Consider the following 15,279-nt stretch of genomic DNA (forward strand, 5'->3'; position numbering starts at 1 on the left):
CGCGGCCGTGCGACTTCTCGCGATGATCACGGCGGTCCTGGTGACGGTGAGCGGCTGCGGGCTGTTCGAAGACGAACCGGGGGCTCCGGAGATCACCGGCGACTTCCTGGGCAAGCTCGCGTCCGGTGACGTGCAGGGGGCGGCGAACGTCACCGACAACCCCGCCGACGCCAAGGAGACGCTGGAGAAGTTCCGGGGCGCGCTCAAACCCGAGAAGCTGACCAGCAAGGTCGACCAGATCCGCAACAACGGCGACACCGCGGCCGAGGCGTCGGTGACGCTCGACTGGGACCTCGGCGGGGGCAGGCACTGGTCGTACCCGACGAAGTTCGAGGTCCGGCAGGAGGGTGAGGGCTGGAAGGTCCGCTGGGCCACCTCCGTGCCGCACCCCAAGCTCGCTCCACAGCAGACCGTCAAGCTCACCGAGCTCAAGCCCGACCCCGCGCCGGTGCTCGACCGGGACGGCACGCCGTTGCTGGCACCGGAACGCGTCGTGTCGGTGCTGCTCGTGCCCAAGGAGGCCGGTGACGTCGCGGCGGTGGCGAAGGCGCTCGGCGAGGCGCTCACCCCGCTCGACAAGGCGATCACGCAGCAGTCCATCACGGACGGTGCGGCCAAGACGCCCGACGGCCAGGCCTACCAGGTCGCGGCGCTGCGCGACCCCGACTACCAGGCGGTGAAGCCGAAGATCTACGAGCTGCCCGGTGTCCGGTTCAGCACGCAGACCTCCCTGCTCGCGCCTTCCCGCACGTTCGGCTCGCAGGTGCTCCCGGCCGTCCGCAAGGCCGTCGAGGACGAGATCGCCGGCCGCACCGGGTTCCGCGTCGCCACCGTCAACGCGCAGGGGGCCGAGGTCGACGAGCTGCACCAGCAGGCGCCCGAACCGGCCAAGGCGGTCACCACGGCGTTGTCGCGGATCATCCAGACCGCGGCCGAGGACGCCGTCGAACCGGTGCAGCAGCCCACGATGCTCGTCGCGATCCAGCCGTCCACCGGCGACATCCTGGCCGTCGCGCAGAACGACGCCGCCGACGCCCAGGGCGCGCTGGCGCTGACCGGCCGCTTCCCGCCGGGCTCGACGATGAAGGCCGTGACCGCGCTCGCCGCGATCCAGTCGGGGAAGGCGAACGCCGACACCCCGCTGCCGTGCCCCGGCAAGACCACCATCGCGGGCCGCCGGATCGTGCCGAACTCCAGCGAGTTCGAGAAGGGCACCATCCCGCTGCGCTCGGCGTTCGCGTTCTCCTGCAACACCACGTTCGCGCAGCTCGCCGTCGACATGCCGGCCGACCTGCTGACGAACACCGCCCAGTCGCTCGGTCTCGGCGTCGACTTCGAGATCCAGGGCCTGACCACCATCACCGGGTCCGTGCCGCCCGCCACCGACGTCGTGGAACGGGCCGAGGACGCGTTCGGCCAGGGCAAGGTGCTGGCCTCGCCGTTCGGTATGGCGCTGGTGTCCGCGTCGATCGCGAAGGGCTCGATGCCGACGCCGCAGCTGGTGCGCGGCAAGGACACCAAAGCCGACAAGCAGCCCGCCGCGCCCACCGCGCTCGACCCGGTGCGGCAGATGATGCGGGAGGTCGTCGACTACGGCACCGCACCACAGCTCAAGCCGTACGGGGACGTGCGGGGCAAGACCGGTACCGCGCAGTTCGGCGACGGCGTGCACTCACACGGGTGGTTCATGGGCTACCGGGGCGATGTGGCGTTCGCGACCCTGGTGCTCAGCGGGGAGACCTCGACCCCCGCGGTGGACGTCGCCGCGCGGTTCCTGAAGGCGGTGCCGTGACGGTGCACGCCGCCCACCAGGCCTGGGGTGGTTCCGCCGCCGCCCAGTAATGTGGACGGCATGGCTGTTCGTGCTCCACTGCAACCCGGTGTGCAATCTCCACGTCGGCAGGTGCCCTCGCGCATCGTGCGTCCCGAATACGTCGACAAGCCCGCTCCGACGCGCGGCAACGACCCGTGGGTGCAGACGCCGGAGATCATCGAGGCCATGCGGGTCGCGGGCAGGCTCGCCGCCCAGGCGCTGCAGGAGGCGGGCAAGGTCGTCGTCCCCGGCGTCACGACGGACGAGATCGACGCGGTGGCGCACGAGTTCCTCTGCGACAACGGCGCGTACCCCTCGACGCTCGGCTACCGGGGCTTTCCGAAGTCGTGCTGCACCTCGCTGAACGAGGTCATCTGCCACGGCATCCCGGACTCGACGGTGGTCGAGGACGGCGACATCGTGAACATCGACGTGACGGCGTTCATCGGCGGCGTGCACGGCGACACGAACGCGACCTTCCTCGCGGGCAACGTCTCCGAGGAGGCCAAGCTCCTGGTCGAGCGCACGCACGAGGCGACCATGCGCGCGATCAAGGCCGCGAAGCCCGGCCGTGAGATCAACGTCATCGGCCGCGTGATCGAGGCGTACGCGAACCGCTTCGGCTACGGCGTGGTCCGCGACTTCACCGGCCACGGCATCGGCCGCGACTTCCACAGCGGCCTCGTGGTCCTGCACTACGACGAGCCGTCGATGAAGACCGTGCTCGAACCGGGCATGACGTTCACGATCGAGCCGATGATCACGCTCGGCGGCTACGAGCACGACATGTGGGACGACGGCTGGACCGTCACCACCCAGGACAAGAGCTGGACCGCCCAGTTCGAGCACACGATCGTCGTCACCGAGACCGGCTCGGAGATCCTCACAGTCTGCTGACCACGGCCTTCAGTGCGGCCGCGACCGCGGAGGGCGACGTCGCGGCCGCCAGGTGGTGCGACTCGACGCGTTCGACCGGCCAGCCGAGCTTCTCGGCCTCGGCGGCCGCGTCCTCGTAGACCCCCGACAGCAGCACGTACCCGCACGGCCCGGCCCACTCCACCACCGGCCGCTGCTCCTTCAGGAACTCCCACGGCACCTCGGGTGCCTCGTCGCGCATCTCCTCGCGCAGCTCGGCCGGCACCAGCCGCAGCGGGTCGGTGTCGAACCACCGGTCCCAGCGCGGCAGCTTGCCGTCGCGCACCGTCGCCTTCACCTGGCCGACCAGCGCCGGGTCCACGGTCTCGCGCCACGACCTGCCCGGTGTCGGCAGGTCGGAGTCGAGGAACACCAGCCCCGCCACCTCGGTCTCCAGCGCGTCGGCGAACCCCGGCAGCAACGGCCCGGCGCCGCTGTGCCCGGCCAGCACGAGCGGCCCGGTGACGCCGGAGTCCTCCAGCGCGTCCGCGAACGCGCCGATCAGCCGCTGGTGCACCGGGGCCTCGTTCACGGTCATCCGCAGGTCGACCAGGAGCACCGCCACCCCGGCCGCGGCCAGTTCGTCGGCGAGCGGACGCATGCTCGACGGGCCTAGGAAAGGGCTGTGCATGAGCACGACGGTGACCATGCCCGTGATGATGGCAGCATTGGCGTCCATGCGGGGTGCGATGTTGATCTGTGGGACGACCTCGGACGCGGGCAAGAGCGTTCTTGTCGCCGGGCTGTGCCGGTTCCTGGCGCGTCAGGGTGTCGACGTCGTGCCGTTCAAGGCGCAGAACATGTCCAACAACTCGTTCGTCACGCTCGACGGCGGCGAGATCGGCCGCGCGCAGGCCCTGCAGGCGCGGGCGGCGTTCAAGCAGCCCAGCGTGCGGTTCAACCCCGTGCTGCTCAAGCCCGGCGGCGACCGCACGTCCCAGGTCGTCGTGCTGGGCAAGGCGGTCGGCGAGGTCTCCGCGCTGAGCTACCGGGAGCGCAAGCAGCACCTGCTCGACACCGTGCTGTCCACTTTGGACGGGCTGCGGCGCGACCACGAGGTCGTCATCTGCGAGGGCGCGGGCTCGCCGGCCGAGATCAACCTGCGTGCCGACGACATCGCGAACATGGGCCTCGCCACCCGCGCCGGGCTGCCGACGCTCGTCGTCGGTGACATCGACCGCGGTGGTGTCCTCGCGCACTTCTTCGGCACGCTCGCGGTGCTGGACGCGGCCGACCAGGCGTTGATCTCCGGCTTCGTGGTCAACAAGTTCCGCGGTGACCCCCGCCTGCTCGAACCCGGTCTGCACCAGATCGGTGCCATGACCGGCCGCCCGGTGCTGGGGGTGCTGCCGTGGCGCGAGGAGCTCTGGCTCGACGCCGAGGACTCCCTGTCCTACGCCGCTGACGGGGTGATCGGCCGCCTGGGGCCGCCGGTGCGCGACTGGTTGCGTGTGGCCGTGATCCGGTTGCCGCGCATCTCGAACGCGACCGACGTGGAGGCGCTGGCGTGCGAACCCGGTGTGTCCGTGCGGTTCGTGACCGAGCCGTCGCGGCTCGCGGACGCGGATCTCGTGGTGCTGCCCGGTTCCAAGGCCACGGTCTCCGACCTGCGCTGGCTGCGCGAGAGCGGGCTGGCGGAGGCGGTCCGGTCGTTCGGCGGCCCGGTGCTCGGCATCTGCGGCGGGTTCCAGATGCTGTCCCGGCGCATCGAGGACGACGTCGAGTCCGGTGACGGCGTGGTCGACGGGCTCGGCCTGCTCGACGTCGACATCCGCTTCGCCGCCGCGAAGACCCTCGCCCTGCCGGTCGACCTGGCGTGGGGCGAGCGGGTCGTCGGCTACGAGATCCACCACGGTCAGGTCGTGCGCAACGCCGAACGCCCGCTGGTCGGCGACGAGGGCGTGGAGACCGACCGCGTGCTCGGCACGCACTGGCACGGACTGCTGGAGAACGACGGGTTCCGCCGCAAGTTCCTGCTGTGGGCCGCGGCACGGTCCGGCCGCGACTTCGTGCCGGGCGAGGTGAGCTTCCAGGCCGCCCGCGAGGCCCAGCTGGACCTGCTGGGCGACCTGGTCGCCGACCACCTCGACACCAAGGCCGTCATCGACCTGCTGGAACGAGGGGCTCCGGCGGGACTGCCGTTCGTGCCGCCCGGCGCCCCACCAGCTGTGGAATAGCGAGTCCCAGCAGCACGACCCCGCCGGCCGCCGCCCGCAGCGCGGTCAGGTCCTCACCCAGGAACGCCCACGCCGAGAACATCCCGAACACCGGCACCAGCAACGAGAACGGCGCCACCACGGACGACTCGTACCGGCGCAGCAGGAAGCCCCAGATCCCGAACCCGAGCAGCGTCGAGACCCACGCGACGTACCCGATCGCCCCCACCCCGGCCCAGTCCACCCGCGTGATCGCCGACATGTCCTCGGTCAGGGCGCTCAGCGCGAACAACGGCAGCACCGCCACCGCACTGACCCACACCATGAACCGCAGCGTGTCCGCGGGCCGGGCGTAGCGCATCAGCACGTTGGACACGCCCCAGCAGGCCGCGGCCGCGACCACCAGCACGAACCCGAGCAGCGGCGAGGACAGGCCGTAGTCCCACGCGATGATCCCCATGCCCGCCACGGCGAGGGCGATGCCGGTGATCTGCACGGGCTTCGGCCGTTCCCGCAGCACGACCGCGGCGAACACCGCCGTGAAGATCACCTGGCTCTGCAGCACGAGGCTCGACAGCCCGCCGGGCATGCCCGCGTCCAGGCCGATGAACAGGAAGCTGAACTTCGCGACGCCGAGCACCAGCCCGACCGCGACGACCCACTTCCACGCGACGCTCGGCCGGCCGACGAAGAAGATCGCCGGCACCGCCGCGGCGAGGAAGCGCAGCGCGGAGAACAGGATCGGCGGGAACTCGTTGAGCCCCATCTCGAGCACGACGAAGTTGAAGCCCCAGATGGCGGCGACCAGCACGGCGAGCAGGATGTGGCGTGGGTTCACGCCATGAGCTTGCGCGCGCCGACTATTTAGCACTAGTTCCAGTTTCTAAGGTTTTGGGTTTAGCATCGCTACATGCTCGATCTCGGACGCCTGCGGGCGCTGCACGCCGTCGCGACCTACGGGACCGTCGGCGAGGCGGCTGAAGTGCTGGGTTACACGCCCTCGGCCGTCTCGCAGCAGATCGCGAAGCTCGAACGCGAGACCCGCACGACGTTGCTGGAGCGACGTGGACGCGGGGTGGCGCTGACGGACGCGGCGCTGCTGCTGGCGGACACCGCCGGGCAGGTGCTGAAGCTCGTCGAAGAGGCCGAGGTGGCGCTGGAGGAGCAGCGCGGCGCCGCGATCGGGCGGTTGTGCATCGGCTCCTTCGCCACGGCCGCGCGCGGGCTCCTGCCGGACGTCCTGGCGGGCTTGATCGAGCAGCACCCGGCACTCGACGTGCGGCTGACCGAGATCGACCCGCCCGAGGCCATCGAGGCGGTCGCACGCGGTGAGCTCGACATGGCGATCGTGCACGACTGGCAGAACACACCGCTGCCACTGCCGGAGTCGTTGTCGCGCGTGGCCGTCTACGACGACGTGGCCGAGGTCCTGATCCCGGTGAGCAACCCGTTGTCGCGCAAGGAGTTCCTCGAACCGGCCGACCTGGCGGGGCAGCGCTGGATGAGCCAGCCCGAGGGGTCGATCTGCTTCGACTGGCTGGTGCGGACGTTCCGCCCGGCGGGCGTCGAGCCGGAGCTGGCCTACCGGATCAGCGAGTACCGGACGCAGATTGCGTTGCTGGACAAGGGGATCGGGGTCGCGTTGATCCCGAAGCTCGGCAGGGGAGAGGTGCCCGCCACCGTCAAGGCCGTGCCGATGCGGCCGGCTCCGACCCGCACGCTCTACGCGGTGTGGCGGACCCAGGCTTCGCGCAGGCCCGCCATCACGGCCGCGCTGGACGTGATCGAACAGGTGGCCGCGACTGTCAGACCCGCTGAGTAGCGTGGGTTGCGAGGGGATCCCCGGCAGGGGGTACCCCTGCGTCAGCCTGACGTCTCCACCACGTGCTCCTTCTTGGGCGCCATCACCTTCAGCACCGCCTTGGCCTCGCGGACCACGCCCGCCATGTCCTTCTTGGTGGTCTTGAAGTACGGCTCGATCGTGAGCGTCGCCGTGTCCTTGGTCTCCACCACGTTCCAGGTGCCGCGCAGGAACCCGTCGACGAGGAACGTCGGCGGGAACACCCCGTTGCGCACCGCACCCCAGCGCGACCGGGCGTCCTCGCTCATGATCCGGGTGCGGTCGGCGTGGCCCAGCAGCACGTTGTCGAACGCGGGCAGCAACCGGGCAGGTGCGGGGGTGTCTTCCGAGACGATCTCGCCGTCCGGCACGTCGAAGAGCACCTTGCCGTCCTCGTTCTCGTACTCCACGAGGTCCAGCGAGGAGGCGTGCGCCTTCAGCCCGATCAGCCGCGACCACGCCTGCATGTCCGCGAGCGTCGCCGGGCCGAACGCCCGCAGGTAGCGCTTGACCAGCTCCGGCACGTCGGCCGACGACGGCAGCTCACGGCCGAGCCAGCTCGCCATCGCGACGTTCTGCGGCACCCCGCCGACACCCCAGATGCCGCGGGGCGGGACCTGGATCATCGGCACCAGCATCTGCGCCTGCGTCGACAGCTCCCGCGCCTTGGCCTCGGGGAAGTGCTCCTCCAGGTGGGCGCCGATCTCCGCGACCGTGCGGGGTTCGGTGTCGATGTACTCGCGGGTGATCCCGGCCAGCTTCTCCAGGTCGATCTCGACGCGCGTCGCGGGCGGCATCACGATCTTCGCCCACTTGTTCAGCTCGGGCTGCAGGGCCGTGCGCATCAGGTACACGTCGTCGGCCGAGATCAGGTGCAACGTGCCGCGCCACAACGTCATCCGCACCAGCGAGCGGTCGATGATGAGCTTGCTCAGCGCGTCGACCTTGTACGGCTTGAGCCGCGTCCACAGTGCGAGGTACGGCGGGATCGGGGCCTGCGCCTGGAGGCCGCCGAGGTGTTCGACGGCGGCGACGATCGGCATGTCGGTGCGCTCCAGCAGCAGCTGCCGCTGGAGCAACGTCCGGTTGAGCGTGCGGTTCGAAAGAGTGGTCACAGTGAGCCGAAGAACTTCCTGATGTCTTGGACCAGCAGGTCCGGTTCCTCCATCGCGGCGAAGTGCCCGCCGCGGTCGAACTCGGTCCAGTGCACGATCGTCGGGATCATCTTCTCCGCCAGCGAGCGCACCGGCCTGCTGATGTCGTGCGGGAAGACGGCCACACCGGTCGGCACCGTGGTGGGTTGCCGCTGTCCCCAGGACGCGGCCTGCTCCTTGTACAGCGCTGCGGACGAGCCGGCTGTCCGGGTGAACCAGTAGATCGAGACGTTCGTCAGGATCTGGTCGCGCGGGACGGCGCTCTCGGGCGTGCCGTCGTTGTCGGTCCAGTCGTGGAACTTCTCGGCGATCCACGCCAGCTGCCCGACGGGGGAGTCGGTCAGGCCGTAGGCCAGCGTCCGCGGGCGGGTGCGCTGCTGGTGCATGTAGCCGGAGAGCTCTTTCTGGTAGTGGTCGAGCGACTCCAGCGCCTGCAGCTCCTCCTGCGTGAGGTCGTTGACGCCCTGCGGCCGGAACGTCTGCAGCATGTTCACGTGCACGCCGACGACCTGTTCGGGGAAGACGCGGCCGATCTCCTGCGCGATGCCGGAGCCCCAGTCGCCGCCCTGGGTGCCGTAGCGGTCGTAGCCCAGGCCCTCCATGAGCTTCGCGAACGCCCACGAGATGCGCAGCACGTTCCAGCCCGGCTTCTTCACGGGCCCGGACAGGCCGAAGCCGGGGATCGACGGGATGACCAGGTGGAAGTCCTGCGAGAGCGGCTCGACCACGTCCAGGAACTCGACGAACGAGCCCGGCCAGCCGTGGATGAGCAGCAACGGCAGCGCGTCCGGCTTGGGTGAGCGGACGTGCAGGAAGTGGATCCGCTGCCCGCTGATCTCCGTCGTGAACTGCGGGTGGGCGTTGATCCGCGCCTCCTGGGCGCGCCAGTCGAACCCGTCGGCCCAGTACTCGGCGAGCGGGCGCAGATAGCTCAGCGGGATGCCGTACGACCAGCCGACGCCGGGCAGGTCGTCCTCCGGCCAGCGCGCGCCGGCCAGGCGGGAGCGCAGGTCGTCGACCTCGGCCTGACCGATCTCGAGTCGGAACGGCGTGATCTCCATGGCCCCCACGCTATGAGCTCGTGCGGACAGGTCCCGTCCGCGAATCAGCAGAACTTCTCGATCAGCTCCTCGAAGAACCCGCCAGCCTCGATCGCCGCCTTCTCCTGGTCGCCGTCGCGGACCGCGTGCAGCAGCCCGGTGTGCGACACCTGGTCGCTGCCCGGTGTGCCGGTGTCGACAGAGGCCGCCACCGAAGCTTTGACCGCCTCGGTCAAGCCCTGGTAGAGCTCGGCTAGAAGCGTGTTGTGCGAGCACTGCACGAGCAGCACGTGGAACGCGGTGTCGTGCTCGACCACCTCGGCCCACTGTTCGGCCTCCATCGCCGCGTCGCGCTTCTGCAGCAGCTCGGTGAGCCGCGCCAGCTCGGCGTCGGTGCGGTGCTTGGCGGCGAGGCGAGCACCCTCCACCTCCAGCGTCCTGCGGACCTGGAGGACCTCCTTCAGCTCGGTCCCGCACATCCGGCGCACGGCGCCGGAGATCTCGCTGGTGGCGCGGACGAACGTGCCGTCGCCCTGCCGCACCTCCAGCAGGCCGGCGTGCGACAGCGCCCGCACGGCCTCGCGGACCGTGTTGCGACCCACCCCGAGCGCGGTGACCAGCTCGGGCTCGGGCGGGATGCGCTGCCCGACGGGCCATTCACCGCTGGTGATCGCACCTCTCATCTGGTCGATCACCTGGTCGACGAGGCCCGCCCGTCGGGTAGTGGCCAACGGCACAGCGTCATCCTTTCATCCGAACATCCCATGTCTGCGATAGTGGTGCGCGTGACGATCCAGCAGACGACTAGTGCCGCACAGACTGCCACCGATCGGGGTCGCAGGGTGACGGTCGTCAAGAATCGTCACGTTCCGCTGGTCGGGTCCACGCTGCTCGCGATCGGGGTCGCCCTCGCGGCGGCGAATCTCCGCCCAGCCGTGACCAGTCTGGCCTCGGTCCTCGTTGATGTCCGCGCCGCCCTTGGCGTTTCGGCCGCTTGGACCAGTGCCCTGACGGCCGTTCCGGCGCTGTGCTTCGGCTTCGCGGCGTTCGCGGCGCCGTGGCTCGGCCGCCGCCTCGGCATGGCCCGCGCGATCGGCCTCTCACTGGGGGTGCTCACGCTCGGCCTGGTGCTGCGCGTGATCGACGGTCCGTGGGTCGTGCTCGGCGGCACCTTCATCGCGTGCGCCGGCATCGCGGTGTCCAACGTCCTGATCCCCGTCGTGGTGAAGGCGTCGTTCCCGGACCGCGTCGGCCTGCTCACGGGTGTCTACACGGGAACGTTGTCCGCGGGCGCCGCGCTGGCCGCCGCGTTGACGCCGCGCCTGGAGGAGTACCTCGGCTCGTGGCGGCTCGCGGTCGGTGCGTGGGCGCTGCTGTCGCTGGGCGCGGTCGTGGTCTGGTTCGCGGGTGCCCGGCACGGTTCGTCGGCGACGTTCGTGAAGTCGGCGGCACCGGTCGCGCCGCGTTCGTTGCTGCGCAGCCCGCTCGCGTGGGTGATCACGGTGTTCTTCGGCCTGCAGTCGCTCTTCGCCTACACGGTGATGGGCTGGCTGCCCGCGATGCTCGTCGACGCCGGGGTGGACCGGAACACCGCCGGGATGCTGCTCGCGGTCTCGATGCTGCTGAGCGTGCCGGTGAGCCTGTTCGTGCCGCCGATCGCCGCGCGGTTCTCCAGCCAGGGCCCGGTGGTGCTGGTGCTGGGCGTGCTGTCGTTCGCCGGCATCCTCGGCATGCTGGTGGCACCGGCCGCCGCTCCCGGCCTGTGGATGGTGCTGATCGGGTTCGGGATGGGCATGTTCCCGTTGGCGCTGCTGGTGATGTCGCTGCGCACGAAGTCCACTTCGGACACCGCGCGGCTGTCGGCGATGGCGCAGAGCCTCGGGTACCTGATCGCGGCCTCCGGGCCGTTCGCGTTCGGCCTGCTGCGCGACGCCACGGGTGCGTGGACGGTGTCGCTGGTGCTGCAGCTGGTGCTGCTGGCCGCGCTGACCGCGCTGGGCTGGATCGCCGGCCGTCCGCGCTACGTGTAGTCCCGCATCTGGTCAGGAATCGAGAAGCACGGCGTTCGCGCTGGTCATAACGTTGCCGGCATGGACATCACCATTCACGCGACGTTCCTCCCGCACACCGACCCGGACGTCTCGCTGGCGTTCTACCGCGACCTGCTCGGCTGGGAGGTCCGCGCCGACGTCGGCGGGGGCACGCACCGCTGGATCACCGTCGGCCCGGCCGGTTCCCCGTCGTCGGTCGTGCTCGAACCACCCGCGATGGCCGACGGCCTCACCGACGCCCACCGCACCGCGATCGCCGAGATGATGGCCGCCGGGAGCTACGCGTTCATCACCCTGTCGACGCCGGACCTGGACGGCACCTTCGAGAAGCTGCAGGCGGGCGGCGCGGACGTCGTGCAGGAACCGACCGCGCAGCCGTGGGGTGCGCGTGACTGCGTGTTCCGCGACCCGGCCGGCAACACCGTGCGCATCCAAGAGGCCTAGTTGCTGACGAACCCGCGGTGCAGCACGGTGAGCTGGTCGGCGAGGTAACGGGCCCACGCCTTGGCCCGGTCCCAGTCCGGTGCCGCACCGCCGAAGCTCACCGGCCCGTTCGCCCCGAGCTTGCGCACCATCCTCGTGACGTCGCCCGGCACCGGCGGCATTCCCCGGTGGAACAACCACATCGGCGTGTGCCTCAGTGAAACCTTGTGCCTGCGCACGAATCTGTGCGCGTCCCTGGCCGCCGCGTCCCCCATGATCACGGCACCGTACCCGTGCAGGCTCTCGGCGGCGGCGATGGACAGGACCGTGACGCGCAGCCCGCAGCCGGCGAGCTCGGTGCCGATGATCTGGGCGATCTCGTCCGTGGCGGCGATCGTGGACGTGTAAGCGACGAGCACTTTGTCGGTCATCGCTGCATCTTCGACGGTGCCGCCCGTGAGCGGCACCGTCGGAAGGCCCTGTGGCGCGGGGACTTCAGTCCAGAGGCAGGTTGAGAAGGGCGTTCTCGACGAGCTCCGGCATCGCCGGGTGGATCCAGTACTGCCCACGTGCCATGGACTTCGCATCCAGACCGAAGCTCATTGCTTGGATGAGCGGCTGGATCACCGTCGACGCCTGCGGCCCGATGATGTGCGCGCCGAGCAGCTGCCCCGTGGCCGGATCCGCGATGAGCTTCGCGAAACCGGTCTTGTCCTCCATCGCCCACCCGTACGCGATGCTCGCGTAGGCCTGACTCGAAGTGACATAACGGATTTTTCGGGCTTTCGCCTGTTCCTCGGTGAGCCCGACGCTCGCGATCTGCGGGCTGGAGAACACCGCGGCCGGCACGAACCGGTGGTCGCTCCTGATCGGCTCGTCGGGGTTGAGCAGGTTGTGCTGCACGACCTTGGCCTCGTGGTTGGCCACGTGCTTGAGCTGGTAGTCGGAGCTGATGTCGCCCAGCGCCAGGATGTGCGGCTGGCTGGTGCGCTGGAACTCGTCGACCTTGACCCGCCCGTCCTCGTGCAGCTCGACCGCCTTGCCCGCATCGAGCAGGTCGCTGTTCGGCTGCCGTCCGACCGCGATGAGGAGCTGGCTCGCCTCCACCGTCTCCTCGCCGTCGGGCCCTTCGAGGTGCAGCCGGACGCCCGTGGCGGTCTTCTCCGCACGCGTCGTCTTGCGCTGCAGCCGGACGTCCCACTTCGTCTTGGCGACCTCGGTGAACCGCTCGGCGATCTCCAGGTCCTCGTGCCGCAGCAGGAGGTTGCTCCGCGCGATCATCGTGACCTGGACGCCGAAGCTGCTGAAGACGTGCGCGAACTCCGAGGCGATGAACCCGCTGCCCACGATGATGAGGCTCTCGGGCAGCTCGTCCAGCCGCATGATGGTGTCGCTGGTGTGGAACCCGGTCGTGTCGAGGTCGGCGATGTCGGGGGTGGTGGGCCTCGACCCCGCCGCGATGACGATCCGGTCGGCGGTGATGGTCTCGCCGGTGCCGGTGTCGATCGTGTGCGCGTCGATGAACTTCGCCGTGCCCTCGTAGACGGTCACGTTGGCGTTCTCGTTGGCCCGCCAGTTCCGCCCGCCCTCGGCGATGGGGTCGATCCGGCCGAAGATGCGGTCCCGGATCTCGGGCCAGCGCACGGCGTCCAGGTGCGCGTCCACGCCGAGCTTCTCGGCGTTCGCAGGCGCCGCGGCCTGGTCGGCGGTGTGGACGAACATCTTCGTCGGGATGCAGCCGACGTTCAGGCAGGTGCCGCCGAACGTGCCCTTCTCGAGGATGGCGATCTGCCAGCCTGCCATGGCGTCGTTCGGGATGGAGTTGCCGGAGCCGGTGCCGATGATGACCAGGTCGAAGTGCCTCACGTGTCGATCCAACCATCCGGCGGGGAGCGGTGTTCCCGGAACAGGTGTTACGCGGGGCTTACAAGGGGCCCGTTCGCGGCACTGCCCGGCACGCCACCGCGCACCGGGCAGGCAGGACCAGTGTCAGTGCTGGTAGGTCGGCGTGATGATCGCCCGGGCCAGCGTGTGGAACGCGAGGTTGAAGCTCACCACGGCCGGCGAGGCGTCGCCGTCCACGTCGAGCGCGTCCACGTCCACCGCGTGCACCACGAAGTAGTAGCGGTGCGGGTGGTCGCCCTTGGGCGGGGCGGCGCCGCCGAACGCGCGGGTGCCGTAGTCGGAGCGCACGTGGAAGGCGTCGCCGGGCAGCGTGTCATCCGAGGCGCCCGCGCCGGTGTCCAGCGAGGTCGTGGAGGCGGGGATGTTGACGGCGACCCAGTGCCAGAAGCCGGAGGGCGTGGGGGCGTCGGGGTCGAAGCAGGTGACGACGAAGCTGCGGGTCTCCGCCGGGAAGCCGGACCAGCTGAGCTGGGGTGAGGTGTTGCCGCCCTCGAAGACCTGCGCGTCGGGGAGCTGTTCGCCGTCAGCCACGTCCGCGGACGTCACGGAGAACGAGCCGGCCGCGGGGAGCAGGGAGTAGGGGTCCGGAGCGACTGGGCGCTCGAGGCTCATGGGAACTCCTCCTTTTTGTGATCAGTTCGACCCTATCCCCGTGCAACCATGTGCACCTGCGCGGCGTCTTCCGCGTGGAGGGGGAAAACGATGTTCAAGTTGCGGCTTTGTGCTGCTCTGGTGCTGGTCGCCGTGCTCGTGGCGTGTGGGGAGCAGCCGCAGCCGAGCGCGCCGGTGCTCACGACTGCGCCGCCGGCCACCACCACGGCCGAGAAGCCGAAGCGCATGTTCGAGCCGCCGTACCCGTACGGCACCACCCAGGCCAAGGCGCCGGCGGTCCACGACGGCATGGTGCCCGTGGTCACGCGGATCGAAACCGACAAGCCGTACGTGTTCGTCACGATCGACGACGGCGCGGTGCAGCACCCGAAAGCGCGCGAGCTGATGATCCAGGCGGGCGTGTGGCCGTCGGTGTTCCTCAACACCAAGTACGCCGAGGGCCACCAGGACTACTTCAAGAACCTGCCCGTCACGGTGCACAGCCACACCTCGACGCACCCGAACCTGCACGGCAAGGGCTACGAGTTCCAGAAGCACGAGATCTGCGGCAACGCCGACTTCCTCGCGACCGACTACGGCAAGCGCCCGACGCTGTTCCGCCCGCCGTTCGGCAACTACGACGCGACCACGCGCAAGGCCGCCGCCGACTGCGGGTTCAAGGCGCTCGTCAACTGGACCGCCGCGGTCAACGACGGCCGGGTGCAGTTCCAGGTCGGTGACCGGCTGCGGCCGGGTGATGTCGTGCTCATGCACTTCCGGACGACGTTCGTCGAGGACTTCACGGCCTTTCTGAACAAGGCCAAGGAGAACGGGCTCACGCCTGTACCCCTGGAGGACTTCCTGGGGTAGCCGGAGAGAAGAGGGGGAGCAGATGAAGCGTTTCGCAGCAGCGCTCATCGCCGTGGGGACGGCGTTGAGCGTGGTTCCACAGGCCGCCGCGGCCGAGTACGCGGAGCTCACGAACGTCAGGACCGGGCGGCACGCGACGTTCGACCGGGTGGTGTTCGACCTGACCGGCGGGCAGCCGCAGGACAGCGCCTCCGTGGTCGCGCAGCCGGAGAACTGCGGTTCCGGCAAGCCGATCTCGGCGCCGGGCGTGGAGTTCCTGGAGGTGCGCCTGACGCCGGCCGACGCGCACGGTTACACCGGCTCCCGCAACTTCACGACGCCGGACCTGGCGAACGTGAGGAGCGTCGTGTTCACGTGCGACTTCGAGGCCGACCTGTCGATCGCGATCGGTCTCGGCAGGGCGAACGCGGGCTACCGCGCCTTCTTCCTGACGAGTCCGCCGCGTTACGTGGTCGACATCGACCACTGACGCAACTGTGGTCCGAGTCACACGTCTTGAAGGCATCTGAGTCACCCTGAGA

General features: G+C 69.9%; 16 protein-coding genes. 8 read left to right on the top strand and 8 right to left on the bottom strand.

Annotated elements, in window-relative coordinates:
* Positions 1-7 precede the first annotated feature (7 nt).
* Both BBK82_RS22215 and map read left to right on the top strand, forming a co-directional pair.
* Positions 8-1,792: a penicillin-binding transpeptidase domain-containing protein gene (locus BBK82_RS22215; protein WP_335618102.1), complete on the top strand. Its 1,785-nt coding sequence runs from the start codon at positions 8-10 to the stop codon at positions 1,790-1,792.
* Between the two features lie 60 nt (positions 1,793-1,852).
* Positions 1,853-2,710: a type I methionyl aminopeptidase gene (gene map, locus BBK82_RS22220; protein WP_065916726.1), complete on the top strand. Its 858-nt coding sequence runs from the start codon at positions 1,853-1,855 to the stop codon at positions 2,708-2,710.
* Here the strand turns inward: map and BBK82_RS22225 are convergent.
* Positions 2,697-3,359 (bottom strand): alpha/beta hydrolase, encoded by a 663-nt coding sequence (locus tag BBK82_RS22225; RefSeq protein WP_237048312.1) that lies wholly within the window; start codon positions 3,357-3,359, stop codon positions 2,697-2,699. The genes map and BBK82_RS22225 overlap by 14 nt on opposite strands.
* A gap of 46 nt (positions 3,360-3,405) precedes the next feature.
* Here BBK82_RS22225 and BBK82_RS22230 point away from each other — a divergent pair, with 46 nt between their 5' ends.
* Positions 3,406-4,905 carry a cobyric acid synthase gene (locus BBK82_RS22230; protein ID WP_065916727.1) on the top strand — a complete coding sequence of 500 codons (1,500 nt, stop codon included), beginning with the start codon at positions 3,406-3,408 and terminating at the stop codon, positions 4,903-4,905.
* Here BBK82_RS22230 and BBK82_RS22235 read toward each other — a convergent pair.
* Positions 4,829-5,722: an EamA family transporter gene (locus BBK82_RS22235; protein WP_065916728.1), complete on the bottom strand. Its 894-nt coding sequence runs from the start codon at positions 5,720-5,722 to the stop codon at positions 4,829-4,831. The two genes, BBK82_RS22230 and BBK82_RS22235, sit on opposite strands and share 77 nt — an antisense overlap.
* A gap of 72 nt (positions 5,723-5,794) precedes the next feature.
* On the opposite strand from BBK82_RS22235, the gene BBK82_RS22240 reads away from it, so the two are divergent.
* On the top strand, positions 5,795-6,706 hold the full coding sequence (locus BBK82_RS22240; RefSeq protein WP_065916729.1) for a LysR family transcriptional regulator: 912 nt from the start codon (positions 5,795-5,797) through the stop codon (positions 6,704-6,706).
* A 41-nt stretch (positions 6,707-6,747) separates the two neighbouring features.
* Here BBK82_RS22240 and BBK82_RS22245 read toward each other — a convergent pair whose 3' ends face one another.
* Genes BBK82_RS22245 through BBK82_RS22255 form a run of 3 tightly spaced genes read right to left on the bottom strand, consistent with a single transcriptional unit; the run spans position 6,748 to position 9,655 of the window.
* Entirely contained in the window at positions 6,748-7,839 is a 1,092-nt protein-coding gene (locus BBK82_RS22245; protein WP_065916730.1) for a winged helix DNA-binding domain-containing protein, read from the bottom strand.
* Positions 7,836-8,939, bottom strand: a complete 1,104-nt coding sequence (locus tag BBK82_RS22250) for an epoxide hydrolase family protein (RefSeq protein ID WP_154697431.1) — start codon at positions 8,937-8,939, stop codon at positions 7,836-7,838. The genes BBK82_RS22245 and BBK82_RS22250 overlap by 4 nt, the downstream gene beginning before the upstream one ends.
* Before the next feature lie 44 nt (positions 8,940-8,983).
* The gene (locus tag BBK82_RS22255) at positions 8,984-9,655 is read right to left on the bottom strand and encodes a FadR/GntR family transcriptional regulator (protein ID WP_065916731.1); all 672 of its coding nucleotides are present in this window, start codon (positions 9,653-9,655) and stop codon (positions 8,984-8,986) included.
* Positions 9,656-9,760: 105 nt separating this feature from the next.
* Between BBK82_RS22255 and BBK82_RS22260 the strand changes: the two genes are divergently transcribed.
* Positions 9,761-10,948 carry an MFS transporter gene (locus BBK82_RS22260; protein ID WP_237048313.1) on the top strand — a complete coding sequence of 396 codons (1,188 nt, stop codon included), beginning with the start codon at positions 9,761-9,763 and terminating at the stop codon, positions 10,946-10,948.
* Positions 10,949-11,008: 60 nt separating this feature from the next.
* Positions 11,009-11,413 carry a VOC family protein gene (locus BBK82_RS22265; RefSeq protein WP_065916732.1) on the top strand — a complete coding sequence of 135 codons (405 nt, stop codon included), beginning with the start codon at positions 11,009-11,011 and terminating at the stop codon, positions 11,411-11,413.
* Here the strand turns inward: BBK82_RS22265 and BBK82_RS22270 are convergent.
* From BBK82_RS22270 to BBK82_RS22280, 3 genes are all read right to left on the bottom strand, one after another.
* Complete coding sequence (locus BBK82_RS22270; RefSeq protein WP_170067950.1) at positions 11,410-11,823, bottom strand: NADPH-dependent FMN reductase family protein; 414 nt, start codon at positions 11,821-11,823, stop codon at positions 11,410-11,412. The genes BBK82_RS22265 and BBK82_RS22270 overlap by 4 nt on opposite strands.
* Before the next feature lie 64 nt (positions 11,824-11,887).
* Positions 11,888-13,258: a mycothione reductase gene (locus BBK82_RS22275; protein ID WP_065916734.1), complete on the bottom strand. Its 1,371-nt coding sequence runs from the start codon at positions 13,256-13,258 to the stop codon at positions 11,888-11,890.
* Between the two features lie 123 nt (positions 13,259-13,381).
* Positions 13,382-13,909 (bottom strand): YbhB/YbcL family Raf kinase inhibitor-like protein, encoded by a 528-nt coding sequence (locus tag BBK82_RS22280; protein WP_065916735.1) that lies wholly within the window; start codon positions 13,907-13,909, stop codon positions 13,382-13,384.
* Positions 13,910-13,999: 90 nt separating this feature from the next.
* Between BBK82_RS22280 and BBK82_RS22285 the strand changes: the two genes are divergently transcribed.
* Positions 14,000-14,758 carry a polysaccharide deacetylase family protein gene (locus BBK82_RS22285; protein ID WP_065916736.1) on the top strand — a complete coding sequence of 253 codons (759 nt, stop codon included), beginning with the start codon at positions 14,000-14,002 and terminating at the stop codon, positions 14,756-14,758.
* Positions 14,759-14,780: 22 nt separating this feature from the next.
* Positions 14,781-15,227 carry an AMIN-like domain-containing (lipo)protein gene (locus BBK82_RS22290; RefSeq protein WP_065916737.1) on the top strand — a complete coding sequence of 149 codons (447 nt, stop codon included), beginning with the start codon at positions 14,781-14,783 and terminating at the stop codon, positions 15,225-15,227.
* Positions 15,228-15,279: the final 52 nt, after the last annotated feature.

It is taken from the genome of Lentzea guizhouensis, from assembly GCF_001701025.1.
GTDB classification, from domain to species: Bacteria; Actinomycetota; Actinomycetes; order Mycobacteriales; family Pseudonocardiaceae; genus Lentzea; species Lentzea guizhouensis.